9 protein-coding genes are annotated in these 14,336 nt (G+C 69.3%); 5 read left to right on the forward strand and 4 right to left on the reverse strand.

Annotated elements, in window-relative coordinates; all coding sequences use genetic code 11:
• Nucleotides 1-16: 16 nt before the first annotated feature.
• A complete protein-coding gene (locus tag ACWCPF_RS34125) occupies nucleotides 17-1,063 on the forward strand; it encodes an ABC transporter permease (protein WP_451048977.1) in 1,047 nt (348 codons plus the stop codon).
• 9 nt (nucleotides 1,064-1,072) lie between these two features.
• Entirely contained in the window at nucleotides 1,073-2,242 is a 1,170-nt protein-coding gene (gene mtnK / locus ACWCPF_RS34130) for an S-methyl-5-thioribose kinase (RefSeq protein WP_451048978.1), read from the forward strand.
• A gap of 109 nt (nucleotides 2,243-2,351) precedes the next feature.
• On the opposite strand, the gene ACWCPF_RS34135 is transcribed toward mtnK, so the two are convergent.
• From ACWCPF_RS34135 to ACWCPF_RS34150, 4 genes are all read right to left on the reverse strand, one after another.
• Complete coding sequence (locus ACWCPF_RS34135; RefSeq protein ID WP_451048979.1) at nucleotides 2,352-3,968, reverse strand: FAD-dependent oxidoreductase; 1,617 nt, start codon at nucleotides 3,966-3,968, stop codon at nucleotides 2,352-2,354.
• Nucleotides 3,969-3,977: 9 nt separating this feature from the next.
• On the reverse strand, nucleotides 3,978-5,516 hold the full coding sequence (gene glpK / locus ACWCPF_RS34140; protein WP_451048980.1) for a glycerol kinase GlpK: 1,539 nt from the start codon (nucleotides 5,514-5,516) through the stop codon (nucleotides 3,978-3,980).
• A gap of 96 nt (nucleotides 5,517-5,612) precedes the next feature.
• A complete protein-coding gene (locus ACWCPF_RS34145; RefSeq protein WP_451048981.1) occupies nucleotides 5,613-6,407 on the reverse strand; it encodes an MIP/aquaporin family protein in 795 nt (264 codons plus the stop codon).
• A 366-nt stretch (nucleotides 6,408-6,773) separates the two neighbouring features.
• Nucleotides 6,774-7,538 carry an IclR family transcriptional regulator gene (locus ACWCPF_RS34150; protein ID WP_451048982.1) on the reverse strand — a complete coding sequence of 255 codons (765 nt, stop codon included), beginning with the start codon at nucleotides 7,536-7,538 and terminating at the stop codon, nucleotides 6,774-6,776.
• A gap of 354 nt (nucleotides 7,539-7,892) precedes the next feature.
• Here ACWCPF_RS34150 and metH point away from each other — a divergent pair, with 354 nt between their 5' ends.
• From metH to ACWCPF_RS34165, 3 genes are all read left to right on the forward strand, one after another.
• Entirely contained in the window at nucleotides 7,893-11,438 is a 3,546-nt protein-coding gene (metH, locus tag ACWCPF_RS34155; RefSeq protein ID WP_451048983.1) for a methionine synthase, read from the forward strand.
• A 114-nt stretch (nucleotides 11,439-11,552) separates the two neighbouring features.
• Entirely contained in the window at nucleotides 11,553-12,251 is a 699-nt protein-coding gene (locus tag ACWCPF_RS34160; protein WP_451048984.1) for an HAD family hydrolase, read from the forward strand.
• Nucleotides 12,252-12,695: 444 nt separating this feature from the next.
• Nucleotides 12,696-14,300, forward strand: coding sequence for an ABC transporter substrate-binding protein (locus tag ACWCPF_RS34165; RefSeq protein WP_451048985.1), 1,605 nt, complete (start codon nucleotides 12,696-12,698; stop codon nucleotides 14,298-14,300).
• Nucleotides 14,301-14,336: the final 36 nt, after the last annotated feature.

The raw sequence follows: 14,336 nt of genomic DNA on the forward strand, positions 1-14,336 counted from the left end.
AGGTCCAGGAAGCACCATGACCACAGCACAGAGCACCGAGGTCCCCGCCAAGGCGGCGACCGCGCCCGCGACCTCCACCGCGGTGCGCGTCCAGAACGCCGTGATCAAGTACGGCTTCATCTTCGTGACGGTCGCGCTGTTCCTGTACTTCGCGCTGAGCGAGGGCTCCTTCCGCGAGTCGGCCACCCTCCTCGACACCCTGCGGTACGTCTCCGTCGCCGCGATCCTCGGCCTCGGCGTCACCCTCACCATGGCCGTCGGCGGAATGGACATGTCCGTCGGCGCGGTGGCCGGTCTCGGCGTGTCCGTCGCCGCCCAGTCGATGGTCGTCCACAACCAGGTCGGCGCCGTCGCGATCCTCGCGGTCCTGGTGGCGGGCGCCCTCGCGGGCCTGCTCAACGCCCTGCTGATCGTCGTGCTGAAGATCCCCGACATGCTCGCCACGCTCGGCACGATGTTCGTCATCCAGGGCAGCAAACTGATCCTCGTGGACGGCCAGTCGATCACTCCGGGCATGACGATGGACGACGGCAGCACCGCGCCCGGCAAGTTCACCGACGGCTTCCTGAAGATCGACCGCGGCACGGTCCTCGGCATCCCGATCTCGGTGCTGATCTTCGGCGGCCTGACCATCGCCGCCTGGGTCTTCCTCGCCCGCACCCGCTGGGGCCGCGTCCTGTACGCCATCGGCGCCAACCCCGAGGCCTCCCGGCTGGCCGGCATCCGCGTCGGCGCCTACCGCGCGCTGGCCTACGTCATCTCCGGCGTCCTCGCCTCCGTCGGCGGCCTGATCCTGGCGTCCCGGATCGGCCAGGGCGATGTGTCCGCCGGAACCTCGCAGCTGCTGGAGGCGGTCGCGGTCGCGCTCGTCGGCACCTCCGTCCTGGGCCGCGGCCGCCCCAACGTGTGGGGCACGGCCCTGGGCGCGGTGCTCATCGGCATCATCACCACCGGCCTGACCATCAAGGGACTGCCGTACTACACCCAGGACGTCGTCGAGGGCGCGGTGCTGATCCTCGCCCTGGTCTTCAGCTTCACCCTGTCCAAGCGCCGCACGTCCTAAGGAGACCCCGTGGGCTACCGCATCCTGGAGACCGACGACATCCCGGGCTACCTGCACGAGCGGGGCCACTGGGAGAACCTGGACGACATCACCGTCCGCGAGGTCTCGGACGGCAACATGAACCGGGTCTTCCTGGCCTCGAACGCCGCCGGGACCCGCAGCCTCGCCCTCAAGCAGGCCCTGCCCTGGGTGCGCGTCGCGGGCCCGTCCTGGCCGATGAACCCGGACCGCGCCGACGCCGAGGCGCGCGCGTACGAGCAGGTCGCGCGGGTCGCCCCGGACAAGATCCCGGCGATCCACGGCTACGACCCCGAGAACTACGCCCTCCTCATGGAGGACATGTCGGACCTAGAGGTCCTGCGGACCCTGCTCAACGAGGGCGCGGCGTACGGCCCGAACACCTCGGCCAGGATCGGCGAGTTCGTCGCCCAGTTCTCCTTCGCCACCAGCGACTTCGGCATGGCGTCGGCCGAGCGCAAGGCGCTGATCGCGGCCTCGGTGAGCCCGGAGCTCTGCAAGATCACGGAGGACGTGGTTTTGTCGGAGCCGTACATCGAGCACGAGCACAACCACTGGCACGAGGGCCTGGCCGACCTGGCGGCGGAGATCCGCGCCGATGCCGTGCTCCGCACCGAGGTCGCCGACCTCCGCCACACCTTCATGACCAGCGCCCAGGCCCTCCTCCACGGCGACCTGCACACCGGCAGCGTCATGGTCGGCGACCGTGAAGGCACCCCGGTCGTCCGGGTCTTCGACCCCGAGTTCTCCTTCGTCGGCCCGATCGGCTACGACCTCGGCCTCTACTGGGCCAACGTCCTGGTCTCGGAGGAGCGGGCGCGAGCGCTGGGTTCCCTGAGCGACCACGCCGACCAACTCGGCTTGTCCTGGACGGCGTTCGAGACGGAGTTCCGCCGCCTGTGGCCGACGAGGGTCGACACCTTCTTCGACGACGCCTACCTGGACCGCTTCCTCCGCAGGGTCTGGACGGAGTCGATCGGCTACGCCGGCACGGAGATCATCCGCAGGATCATCGGCTTCGCCCACCTGACAGACCTGACCACCCTCGCCGAACCGGTTCCGGCATCCCGGCGAGCACTGCTACTGGGCCGCGAACTAATCGTCCACAGAGGCGAGTTGAGCGACCCGAGCGATGTAAGGGCGCTGGGGTCACCAACCTAGGGGCGCGGGGAACTGCGCGACCAGCCACAACGCACCCGCGCTCGACAACGGTCCACGTGAAAGGGGCGGCTCCCTCTGCGAGGAGCCGCCCCTTTCCCGTCGTAGGGAACTACTTCTTGTCGAGCAGATCCTGCACCTTCGCACGGACCTCGTCCGTGGCCAGCCCCCGAATCGTCAGCGTCGTACGCCGGCGCAGCACGTCGTCCTGCGTCTCGGCCCACTCGTTGTCCCGGGCGTAGACGACCTGTGCCCAGATCTCCGGCGCGTCGGGGTGAACCCGCTGGGCCAGCTCGGGGTTGTCGTTCGCGAGCCGCGCGATGTCGAACGCGAGCGAACCGTAGTGCGTGGCAAGGTGCTTCGCCGTGTCGGCGGCCATCCGCGGACCCGGCGCCGGATTGTCGACCAGCAGCCGGTGCGCGACCGCGCGCGGGTTGGCGACACCGGGGAGCGGCAGCTTCTTGGGCAGGGCCGAGACGGGCTCGTAGTCGTCACCCAGCGGAGCGCCCGGCAGCGCCTCCAGCTTCTGCATGACCGTACGGCCGATGTGCCGGAACGTCGTCCACTTGCCGCCCGCGACGGACAGCATGCCGCCCCGGCCCTCGGTCACCACGGTCTCGCGCTTGGCCTTCGCCGTGTCGCCGGGCCCGCCCGGCAGCACCCGCAGACCCGCGAACGAGTAGGTGATCAGATCACGGGACAGCTGCTGGTCGCGGATGGAGAACGCGGCCTCGTCGAGTATCTGGGCCGTGTCCTTCTCGGTGACCGCGACATCCGCCGGGTCGCCCTCGAACTCCTCGTCGGTGGTGCCCAGCAGCAGCATGTCCTCCCAGGGCAGGGCGAAGGTGATCCGGTACTTGTCGATGGGGGTCGCCAGCGCGGCCCGCCACGCCGACGTCCGCTTCAGCACCAGGTGCGCGCCCTTGGACAGGCGGATGGACGGAGCCGAGTTCGGGTCCTCCATCGTGCGCAGGCGGTCGACCCAGGGGCCGGTCGCGTTCAGCACGAGCCGGGCGTTGACCCCGAACTCGTCGCCGGACGTGCGGTCCTTGAGGTCGGCGCCGGTCACCCGGCCCTTGGTGAACCTGAGGCCGGTCACCTCGGCGTGGTTGAGGACCACCGCGCCCGCCTCGACGGCCCCGCGGACCGTCATCAGCGCCATGCGCGCGTCGTTCATCTGGTCGTCGCCGTACACGGCCACGGCCTTGAGGTTGTCGGTGCGCAGCTCGGGCACGTCCTGCGCGGCCTTGGCCGGGGACAGGAGGTGGCCGACGCCGTCGCCGAACGCCGACAGCGCGGAGTAGGCGAAGACGCCCGCCCCGAGCTTCGCCGCGCCGTGCGGCCCGCCCTTGTACACGGGGAGGTAGAACGTGAGCGGGTTCGCCAGGTGGGGGGCCACCTGACGGGACACCGCACGGCGCTCGAAGTGGTTCTCCGCCACCAGCTTCACCGCGCCGGTCTGCAGATAGCGCAGACCGCCGTGGAGCAGCTTGGAGGAGGCGGAGGAGGTGGCGCCGGCGAAGTCGCCGGCGTCGACCAGTGCCACCCTGAGACCGGACTGCGCGGCGTGCCAGGCGGTGGAGATGCCCAGGATGCCGCCGCCGATGACGAGGAGGTCGTACGACGCCTTGGAGAGCTGCTCCCGGGTCTCGGCGCGGCTCGGGTTCGAGCCGGACGCCGGGTGCGTCCCGAGGGCGGTCACGGACTTCAGGGTGGTCTGACTGGTCATGTGGGGTTCTTACTCCTCGTCCTCGAGCCAGCCCATGGTCCGCTCGACGGCCTTGAGCCAGCTCTTGTACTCACGGTCGCGCTTCTCCGCGGCCATGTTGGGGGTCCACTCGGCGGCCCGGCGCCAGTTGGCGCGCAGGTCGTCGGTGCTGGTCCAGAAGCCGACGGCGAGGCCGGCGGCGTAGGCGGCGCCGAGGCAGGTGGTCTCGGCGACCATCGGGCGCACCACGGGGGCGTCCACGAAGTCCGAGAGCGTCTGCATCAGCAGGTTGTTGGAGGTCATGCCGCCGTCGACCTTGATCGCCGCGAGCTCGACGCCGGAGTCCTTCGTCATGGCGTCGGTGATCTCGCGGGTCTGCCAGGCCGTGGCCTCCAGGACGGCGCGCGCGAGGTGCGCCTTGGTGACGTAGCGGGTGAGGCCGGCGATGACGCCACGGGCGTCGGAGCGCCAGTACGGGGCGAACAGGCCGGAGAAGGCCGGCACGAAGTAGGCGCCGCCGTTGTCCTCGACCGTGAGCGCGAGCGTCTCGATCTCGGCGGCGGTGGAGATCAGGCCCATCTGGTCGCGCATCCACTGCACCAGCGAACCGGTGACGGCGATCGAGCCTTCGAGGGCGTAGACCGCCTTCTGGTCGCCGATGCGGTAGCCGACCGTGGTGAGCAGGCCGTTGTAGGAGTTGACCGGCTTCTCACCGGTGTTCATCAGCAGGAAGGTGCCGGTGCCGTACGTCGACTTGGCCTCGCCCTCGGCGAAACAGGTCTGGCCGAACAGGGCCGCCTGCTGGTCGCCGAGCGCGGACGCGACCGGGATGCCGCCGAGCAGCTCGCCGAGCCGTCCGCCGGTGACCTCGCCGTAGACCTCGGCGGAGGAGCGGATCTCGGGCAGCATCTGCAGCGGGACGCCGATGGATTCGGCGATCTTCTCGTCCCACTCCATGGTGTGCAGGTTCATCAGCATGGTGCGCGAGGCGTTGGTCACGTCGGTGACGTGGTGGCCGCCGTTGACGCCGCCGGTCAGGTTCCAGATGACCCAGCTGTCCATGGTGCCGAAGAGGATGTCGCCCGCCTCGGCGCGCTCGCGCAGCCCCTCGACGTTGTCGAGCAGCCAGCGGGCCTTGGGGCCGGCGAAGTAGCTCGCCAGCGGCAGGCCGGTCTCGCGGCGGAAGCGGTCCTGGCCGACGTTGCGGCCGAGCTCCTTGCAGAGCGCGTCGGTGCGGGTGTCCTGCCAGACGATGGCGTTGTGGACGGGCTCACCGGTGTTCTTGTCCCACAGCAGCGTGGTCTCACGCTGGTTGGTGATGCCGATGGCCTTGATGTCGTCCCGCGTGATGCCGGCCTTCTCGACGGCTCCGGCGACGACTTCCTGGACGTTGGTCCAGATCTCGTCGGCGTTGTGCTCGACCCAGCCCGGCTTCGGGAAGATCTGCTCGTGCTCCTTCTGGTCGACGGAGACGATCCGGCCGTCCCGGTCGAAGACGATGCAGCGGGACGAGGTGGTGCCCTGGTCGATCGCGGCGATGAAGGGGCCGGCGGTGTGCGCGTCGGTCACTGTGTGCTCCTGGGGGTTCCGTGGTTGGGGGCGGTACGTACGGCGCGTGCTGCGAGGTTCCGGGAAAGCGCGGTGCTCTCAAGCGAAGCGGTGCTTTTAAGCAAAGGCGACGTTGTAGATGCCTGCAGCGATCGCGCCGCCGATCAGCGGACCGACCACGGGGATCCAGGCGTAGCTCCAGTCGGAGCCGCCCTTGTTGGGCAGGGGCAGGAGGGCGTGCACGATGCGCGGGCCGAGGTCACGGGCCGGGTTGATCGCGTAGCCGGTCGGGCCGCCGAGGGACAGACCGATCGAGACGACCACGAGCGCGGTGATCAGGGCGCCCAGGTTGCCGAGGCCGTTGCCCTTGTCGTTGAGGCCCTGCGTGAGGACGGCGAGCACCAGCACGAAGGTGCCGATGATCTCGGTGGCGAGGTTCTGCCAGACGACCCGGATCTCCGGACCGGTGGAGAAGACGCCCAGGACCGGGCCCGCGCCTTCTTCCTGGGCCTCGACGGCCTTCACCTTCGTGGACTGCGCGCCCGGACCGCCGACGATCTCCTTGTCGGTGAGGTGCGCGTGGAACTGGCCGTAGTAGGCGATCCAGACCAGCGTGGCGCCGATCGCGGCGCCGAGCAGCTGTCCGCCCCAGTAGACCGGAACGTTGCTCCAGTCGTCGTCCTTGATCGCGAGAGCGAGGGTGACCGCCGGGTTGAGGTGGGCGCCGGAGAGGGGCGCCGAGGTGTAGACCGCCGTCAGAACGGCGAAACCCCACCCGAAGGTGATGGCGAGCCAGCCGGCGTTGCGCGCCTTGGAGGCCTTCAGCGTGACGGCGGCGCAGACGCCACCGCCCAGCAGGATGAGTATGGCGGTACCGATGGTCTCGCCGATGAAGATGTCGGAGCTGGACACCCGCGACTCCTTTGTCCTTCGTCCAGGGAAGCCGAACCCCGGGTCCCGCCGGGGATTCGAGCGCCCTCGGGGTGAGAGCGATGCCGGCCTTTGGCGTTGTCACACTCTAGCGCGTATTGCCGTTAAGTGTTCGACAATGCCGACCGATGGACGGGAGTCTTGCCCGGATGTTACCCGTGCGTCAAGAGTGCTGTTATCGAAAATGCGATCGTTATTGATCGCTGTGAGGCATGGATCTTCGCACCGGTGCGCATACTCTCGACCTAAATGTCTATTTCAGGCGGTTATCTCAGGGTATGGCAAGGGCCGGAACGTCCAACGCCGTTCCGGTGGGCTCTTACTCACTTCTCAGACGCGGCGGACCGCTCAGAACCGGCCGGCGCCCAGATCGCGCGAGACCGCGCGGGCGCAGTCGCGCACCGCGGCGATCAGCTCGGGGCGCAGCTCGCCGTCCCTGGCCAGGCGCTCCACCGCGCCCGTGATGCCGACCGCGCCGACGGGCATCCGCCGCCGGTCGTGGATGGGCGCGGCGATGGAGGCCACGCCCTCCCAGGTCTCCTCGACGTCGGCCGCGTACCCACGCGCGCGCGTGAGGTCCAGGAGGTGCTCGAAGGCCTCCGGTTCGCACACCGTGCGGTCCGTGAAGGGCTTGCGGTCCGCTTCCAGCGCCTCGCTGTGCGCGACCGGGTCGTAGGCGGAGAGCACCTTGCCCAGGGCCGTGGAGTGCAGCGGCTGCATGGCCCCGATCTCCAGCACCTGGCGGCTGTCGTCAGGCCGGAAGACGTGGTGCACGATCAGCACGCCCTGCTGGTGCAGCACCCCCAGGTGCACGCTCTCGCCGCTGGAGCGGGCCAGGTCGTCCGTCCACACCAGGGCCCGCGCGCGAAGCTCGTGCACGTCCAGGTACGTGGTGCCCAGACGCAGCAGCTCCGCGCCCAGCTGATAGCGCCCGGAGGCGTCGTCCTGCTCGACGAAGCCCTCCTGCTGGAGGGTGCGCAGGATCCCGTGCGCGGTGCCCTTGGCCAGGCCCGTGGACGAGGCGATGTCCGACAGGCCGAGTCGTCGCTCGCCGCCCGCGAGCAGCCGCAACATCGCGGCCGCACGTTCGACCGACTGAATGTTCCGTGCCATCGCCCTCCTGCCTCCGTCCCCTTATGACCGTCTCCGCACGGCATGTACTGCCACCGTTCGGCAATGTCGAACACTACCGGTCCATGCCGACCTCCCGCTAATGGTCGGTCGATCCGTGTTTCGTCACTCGTCCCCCAGCCGTGGCACGGCCGTCGCCCGCCCGTGCCGCACCGCCCGCACCACCCTGTCCGGGCCGGGGCCCGGCCGCCAGGCTCGTCCGCCCCCTGGACGTCCCTGACCATAAGGCCTCCGTCCCGGCTACCCTGACGGCGTGCGCGCTCCTCGGGAAGCGTTTCTGCCCGCATCCTGAGGTGACGCAAAGCCGACAGCCGTCGCATCTGAGGGAGCCCTTTCATGGCCTCTGTGCCGCCGACCCCTTCCGCCGACAGCCGGACCCGTGTGTCCGCGCTCCGCCAGGCCCTGGCCACCCGTGTGGTGGTGGCCGACGGAGCCATGGGCACCATGCTCCAGGCCCAGGAGCCCACCCTCGAGGACTTCGAGAACCTCGAGGGCTGCAACGAGATCCTCAACATCACCCGGCCGGACATCGTCCGCTCGGTGCACGAGGAGTACTTCGCCGCAGGCGTGGACTGCGTGGAGACCAACACCTTCGGCGCCAACCACTCCGCCATGGCGGAGTACGACATCCCCGAACGGGTGCACGAACTGTCCGAGGCGGGCGCCCGCATCGCCCGCGAGGTGGCCGACGCCTTCGGCGCCCGCGACGGCCGACAGCGCTGGGTGCTCGGCTCGATCGGACCCGGCACCAAACTGCCCACGCTCGGCCACATCGGCTACGGCACGCTCCGCGACGGCTTCCAGGCCAACGCCGAGGGCCTGCTGGCCGGCGGCGCCGACGCCCTCATCGTCGAGACCACCCAGGACCTCCTGCAGACCAAGTCGTCCATCCTCGGCGCCCGGCGCGCCATGGAGGCGACCGGCGCCGACGTGCCACTGCTGGTCTCCATGGCCTTCGAGACCACCGGCACCATGCTGCTGGGCTCGGAGATCGGCGCCGCGCTCACCGCGCTGGAGCCCCTCGGCATCGACATGATCGGCCTGAACTGCTCGACCGGCCCCGCCGAGATGAGCGAACACCTGCGCTACCTGGCCCGGCACTCCCGCACCCCGCTGCTGTGCATGCCCAACGCCGGCCTGCCGATCCTCACCAAGGACGGCGCCCACTTCCCGCTCGACCCCGAAGGCCTGGCCGACGCCCAGGAGACCTTCGTCCGCGACTACGGGCTGAACCTGATCGGCGGCTGCTGCGGCACCACCCCCGAGCACCTGCGCCAGCTCGTCGAGCGCGTCCACGGGGCCACCCCGACCGAGCGCCACCCGCAGCCCGAGCCCGGCGCCGCCTCCCTCTACCAGACCGTCCCCTTCCGCCAGGACACCTCCTACCTGGCCATCGGCGAGCGCACCAACGCCAACGGCTCCAAGAAGTTCCGCGAGGCCATGCTGGCCGGCCGCTGGGACGACTGCGTCGAGATGGCCCGCGAGCAGATCCGCGAGGGCGCGCACCTGCTCGACCTGTGCGTGGACTACGTCGGCCGCGACGGCGTCGCCGACATGGAGGAACTCGCCGGCCGCTTCGCCACCGCCTCCACCCTGCCCATCGTCCTGGACTCCACCGAGGTCGACGTCATCCGGGCCGGCCTGGAGAAGCTCGGCGGCCGCGCGGTGATCAACTCCGTGAACTACGAGGACGGCGACGGCCCCGAGTCCCGCTTCGCCCAGGTCACCCGGCTGGCCCAGGAGCACGGCGCCGCGCTGATCGCCCTCACCATCGACGAGGAGGGCCAGGCCCGCACCCCCGAGAAGAAGGTCGAGATCGCCGAACGGCTCATCGACGACCTCACCGGGAACTGGGGAATCCTGGAGTCGGACATCCTCATCGACACCCTGACCTTCACCATCTGCACCGGCCAGGAGGAGTCCCGGGGCGACGGCGTCGCCACCATCGAGGCCATCCGCGAGCTCAAGCGCCGCCACCCCGACGTCCAGACCACCCTGGGCCTGTCGAACATCTCCTTCGGCCTCAACCCGGCCGCCCGCGTCCTGCTCAACTCCGTCTTCCTCGACGAGTGCGTCAAGGCCGGCCTGGACTCCGCGATCGTCCACGCCTCCAAGATCCTGCCCATCGCCCGCTTCACCGAGGAAGAGGTCCAGACGGCCCTCGACCTCGTCTACGACCGCCGCACCCCCCAGCAGGGCGACGAACCCGCCTACGACCCCCTCCAGAAGCTCATGCAGCTCTTCGAGGGCGCCACGACCAAGTCCCTCAAGGCGGGCCGGGCCGAGGAACTCGCCGCCCTGCCGCTGGAGGAGCGCCTCAAGCGCCGCATCATCGACGGCGAGAAGAACGGCCTGGAGGCCGACCTCGACGCCGCCCTCGAAACCCGCCCGGCGCTCGACATCGTCAACGACACCCTCCTGGACGGCATGAAGGTCGTCGGCGAACTCTTCGGCTCCGGCCAGATGCAGCTGCCGTTCGTGCTCCAGTCCGCCGAGGTCATGAAGACCGCCGTCGCCTACCTCGAACCCCACATGGAGAAGACCGACGACGACGGCAAGGGCACCATCGTGCTCGCCACCGTCCGCGGCGACGTCCACGACATCGGCAAGAACCTCGTCGACATCATCCTGTCCAACAACGGCTACACCGTCGTCAACCTCGGCATCAAACAGCCCGTCTCCGCGATCCTCGACGCCGCCGCCGAGCACCGCGCCGACGTCATCGGCATGTCCGGCCTCCTGGTCAAATCCACGGTGATCATGAAGGAGAACCTGGAGGAGCTCAACCAGCGCGGCCTCGCGGCGAACTACCCCGTCATCCTCGGCGGCGCCGCCCTGACCCGGGCCTACGTCGAGCAGGACCTCCACGAGATCTACCAGGGCGAGGTCCGCTACGCCCGCGACGCCTTCGAGGGACTGCGCCTCATGGACGCCCTCATCGGCGTCAAGCGCGGGGTGCCCGGCGCGAAGCTGCCCGAGCTCAAGCAGCGCCGGGTGCGCGCCGCCAACGCGGCCGCCGTCGTCGTCGAGGTCGAGGAGCGGCCGGAGGAGGGCCACGTCCGCTCCGACGTCGCCACCGACAACCCCGTCCCGAAGCCGCCGTTCGAGGGCACCCGCGTCATCAAGGGCATCCAGCTCAAGGAGTACGCCTCCTGGCTCGACGAAGGCGCCCTCTTCAAGGGCCAGTGGGGCCTCAAGCAGGCCCGCGCCGGCGACGGACCCACCTACGAGGAACTCGTCGAGACCGAGGGCCGCCCCCGGCTGCGCGGCCTGCTCGACAAGCTCCAGACCGACAACCTCCTAGAGGCGGCCGTCGTTTACGGCTACTTCCCCTGCGTGTCCAAGGACGACGACCTGATCCTCCTGGACGAACAGGGCAACGAACGCACCCGCTTCACCTTCCCGCGCCAGCGCCGCGGCCGCCGGCTCTGCCTGGCCGACTTCTTCCGCCCGGAGGAGTCGGGGGAGACCGACGTCGTCGGCCTCCAGATCGTCACCGTCGGCTCCCGCATCGGCGAGGAGACCGCCAAGCTGTTCGAGTCCAACTCCTACCGCGACTACCTCGAACTGCACGGACTGTCCGTACAGCTCGCCGAGGCCCTCGCCGAGTACTGGCACGCGCGCGTGCGCTCCGAACTCGGCTTCGCCGGCGAGGACCCCGCCGACGTCGAGGACATGTTCGCCCTGAAGTACCGCGGCGCCCGCTTCTCCCTCGGCTACGGCGCCTGCCCGAACCTGGAGGACCGCGCCAAGATCGCCGAGCTGCTGCGGCCCGAGCGGATCGGCGTCCACCTGTCGGAGGAGTTCCAGCTCCACCCCGAGCAGTCCACGGACGCCATCGTCATCCACCACCCCGAGGCGAAGTACTTCAACGCACGGTGACGCCCGCGCGCCGATCGGCACCCTGATCGGATAAGTCGTACACTGGTCGGTCCACTGCAGGCCGGTTCCCCACAGCGGGGAACCGGCCTGCTCGTCCCTCAAGGAGGTACGTGGATGACCAGCACGGTTCCCGCGCCAGTAACCCGCACGGCCGAGGGCTCAGCCCTGCAGGCCGTGCTCCTCGACATGGACGGCACCCTCGTGGACACCGAGGGCTTCTGGTGGGACGTCGAGGTCGAGATCTTCGCCGGACTCGGCCACGCCCTCGACGACTCCTGGCGCCATGTCGTGGTCGGCGGCCCGATGAGCCGCAGCGCCGGGTTCCTGATCGAGGCGACCGGGGCCGACATCGCCCTCGCCGACCTCGCCGTCCTGCTCAACGAGGGGTTCGAGGACCGCATCACCCGCGCCCTGCCCCTGATGCCGGGAGCGGCCCGGCTGCTCGCCGAACTGGCCGAGCAGGAGATCCCCACGGCCCTCGTCTCCGCCTCCCACCGGCGCATCATCGACCGCGTCCTGACCTCGCTCGGCGCCGAGAACTTCCGCCTCAGCGTGGCCGGCGACGAGGTCGCCCGCACCAAGCCCCACCCCGACCCCTACCTCTTCGCGGCCGCCGGACTCGGGGTGGATCCGGCCAGATGCGCCGTCATCGAGGACACCGCGACCGGGGTCGCCTCGGCGGAGGCCGCAGGCTGCCATGTCGTCGCCGTGCCCTCCGTGGCGCCCATCGCACCCTCCTTGCGACGCACTGTTGTTCCGTCCCTCGAACAAGTCGACCTGACATTTCTGCGCGGCCTGATGCCGCTCCGATGACGGAAATGCGATAGGCGTTCACCCAGCGTGCACCGCCGATAGCAAGGGAATTCGGCGGGTGTGCGCGCGGGGGAATTCGGATCTTCAAGCACCTCTCGCGGGCGGCTGAATTCCACCCCGTCCGGCCCCCGTCCGACGTGTGACGTTCCCCACCTGAACGGGGCTCGACAGTCGACTCTCCGTGTGCATTCCGCCCGTCCGGACGGGGGTTTCGCGCATCCTTGTGTCCCGATTGATGAATTGCTGTACGAATCCTTCCGCTGACGGCTGTTCAGTGCGTCCACGGCCGGTTTCGCTGCGTGATGGGGTTTCAACTCCGGTCGCCGCGAACCGTCCTGCCGGTCCCGACTAATCTCGTGGCGAGAACCTCGCTCTAACTCCGTGACCGCTGCGCCACCCCTGCATGCCGGATACACGGACCGACAGCTCTGGAGAAAATCGAGCATGAACCGTAAGACTTTGGTGCTGCCGGCCGTGGCCGGTCTCCTCGCGCCCGCACTCGCCGCGTGCGGCGCGTCCGACAGCGGGAGCAACAGCGGCGATGCCATCGTCGTGGGCACCACCGACCGGTTCACCGCCACCAAGGACGCCCCGGCCCCGCTCGACCCCGCCTACTCCTACGACGTCGGCACCTGGAACATCCTGCGCCAGACCGTGCAGACCCTGATGATCCAGCCCAAGGGCGAGGGCGAACCCGTCCCGGAGGCGGCCCAGAGCTGCGGCTTCACCGACACCGGCAACGAGCGCTACGCCTGCAAGCTGCGCAGCGGCCTCAAGTTCGCCAACGGCGACGCCATCACCGCCGACGACGTCAAGTTCTCCATCGAGCGCGCCCGCACCATCAAGGCCGACTCCGGCGTGTTCGCCCTGCTGTCGACCATCGACACCATCGAAACAAAGGGCGACAACGAAGTCATCTTCCACCTCAACACGGCCGACGCCACTTTCCCCTTCAAGCTGTCGACCCCGGTCGCCGGCATCGTCAACCCCGACGACTACGAGAAGGGCAAGCTGCGCGACGGCTTCGAGGTCGACGCCTCCGGCCCCTTCACCCTCGAGGCCAAGACCGACGGCGACGAGATGACCAAGGCCGTGTTCACCAAGAACCCCAACTACAAGGGGACGCTGAGCGTGAACAACGACGAGGTCGACTTGGTCTCCTACGAGGACGCCGACGCCATGGGCGCCGCCCTCGAAAAGGGCGACATCGACCTCATGACCCGCACCATGTCCCCGGAGCAGATCAAGAAGCTCTCCGAGGCCTCCACCGGCGGGGACATCGACCTGGTCGAACTGAGCGGCCTCGAGATCCGCTACCTCGCCTTCAACACCTCGGCCCCGACGGTCAAGTCCAAGGCCGTGCGCCAGGCGATGGCCCAGGTCATCGACCGCGCCCAGCTCATCTCCCAGGTGTACGGCTCCCAGGCCGAGCCGCTCTACTCGCTCGTCCCGGCCACCCTCACCGGCCACTCCAACTCGTTCATCAACGCCTACGGCGAGCCCGACAAGGCCAAGGCCAAGGCCCTGCTCTCCGACGCGGACGTCGAGACCCCGGTGAAGCTGACGCTGAACTACACCACCGACCACTACGGGCCGGCCACCAAGCAGGAGTTCGAGACGCTGCAGAAGCAGCTCAACGCCAGCGGCCTCTTCGACGTCACCATCGAGGGCACCCCCTGGGACACCTTCGTCCCGGCCAGGCGCAAGGGCGAGTACGCCGTCTTCGGCTCGGGCTGGTTCCCCGACTTCCCCGACGCCGACAGCTTCGTCGCGCCGTTCCTCGACAAGGACAACTTCCTCAAGTCCCCCTACGCCAACAGCGACATCATCACCAACCTGATCCCGGCCTCCCGCCGCGAGGCCGACCGCCTCAGCGCCGCGAAGACCCTCACCAAGATCCAGGACATCGTCGCCGAGGACGTCCCGATCCTGCCGCTGTGGCAGGGCAAGCAGTACGTGGCCGCCAACAACGACGTCACCGGCACGGCCTACGTGCTGAACTCCTCCGCGACCCTGCAGCTGTGGGAACTCGGCCACGGGAGCAACTGACCCCCCCCACCGAACCCCGGGGTCAAGGCGGCTGGC

It is taken from the genome of Streptomyces sp. NPDC001858 (assembly GCF_053594615.1).

What these genes read in the sequence shown, in the direction of transcription:
- ACWCPF_RS34125 (WP_451048977.1), top strand. Translation starts at nt 17, where the DNA reads ATGACCACAGCACAGAGCACCGAGGTCCCCGCCAAGGCGGCGACCGCG.
- ACWCPF_RS34135 (WP_451048979.1), bottom strand. Translation starts at nt 3,968, where the DNA reads ATGACCAGTCAGACCACCCTGAAGTCCGTGACCGCCCTCGGGACGCAC.
- ACWCPF_RS34150 (WP_451048982.1), bottom strand. Translation starts at nt 7,538, where the DNA reads ATGGCACGGAACATTCAGTCGGTCGAACGTGCGGCCGCGATGTTGCGG.
- metH (WP_451048983.1), top strand. Translation starts at nt 7,893, where the DNA reads ATGGCCTCTGTGCCGCCGACCCCTTCCGCCGACAGCCGGACCCGTGTG.
- ACWCPF_RS34160 (WP_451048984.1), top strand. Translation starts at nt 11,553, where the DNA reads ATGACCAGCACGGTTCCCGCGCCAGTAACCCGCACGGCCGAGGGCTCA.
- ACWCPF_RS34165 (WP_451048985.1), top strand. Translation starts at nt 12,696, where the DNA reads ATGAACCGTAAGACTTTGGTGCTGCCGGCCGTGGCCGGTCTCCTCGCG.